The organism is Neisseria sp. P0001.S005 (assembly GCF_051963715.1).
This window is the reverse complement of record NZ_JBQCTZ010000511.1, coordinates 1-576: the sequence shown is the minus strand read 5'-3', so window position 1 is coordinate 576 and position 576 is coordinate 1. Positions and strand designations below refer to the sequence as shown.

General features: G+C 48.8%; 2 pseudogenes. One reads left to right on the top strand and one right to left on the bottom strand.

Annotated features, from left to right (window positions below):
• A pseudogene (locus ACTHSP_RS21370) lies at positions 1-242 on the bottom strand (lytic transglycosylase domain-containing protein); the annotation flags it as partial.
• A gap of 173 nt (positions 243-415) precedes the next feature.
• Between ACTHSP_RS21370 and ACTHSP_RS21365 the strand changes: the two are divergent.
• A pseudogene (locus ACTHSP_RS21365) lies at positions 416-576 on the top strand (exopolyphosphatase); the annotation flags it as partial.

Below are 576 nucleotides of genomic sequence, written 5' to 3'. Positions count from 1 at the left end.
CGTGCCAATCGGGAAGACATCGCCGCCAACCAACGCTCCCCTTCCCTCGAATCGGCAAACACCAGCCGCGCAGGGCTGGCGCTATTAATCGAACTGCGCATCACGGAAGCCACATCATCGGCCAGCGTTTCTTCACGTTGCGCCCCCGCCCATGCGGTCGCAGGCGTCAAAAGCATGGCTCCGCCGACTTGCAACAGGCGGCGGCGCGATAAAAATAAGGAATCTTGGTTTTCCGATTTCATGTGTTTTCTCTTTTTAGGCCGTCTGAAAAGTTCAGACGGCCTTTGATATATTGGCTTAAAATCAGCATTATAAAATACATCTATGAGCAGAATCAAAGAGCTGTATACCTTTTATTGTCAAGTAATACCGCCTCAAGTAACATTTAGGTTTTTCTAATCAACCGGTATTTTTTATGACCACCACTCCCGCCAACGTTTTAGCCTCCGTCGACTTGGGTTCCAACAGTTTCCGCTTGCAAATTTGTGAAAACAACAACGGCCAGCTGAAAGTCATCGACTCGTTCAAACAAATGGTTCGCTTTGCCGCCGGCTTGGACGAACAAAAAAACCTGAG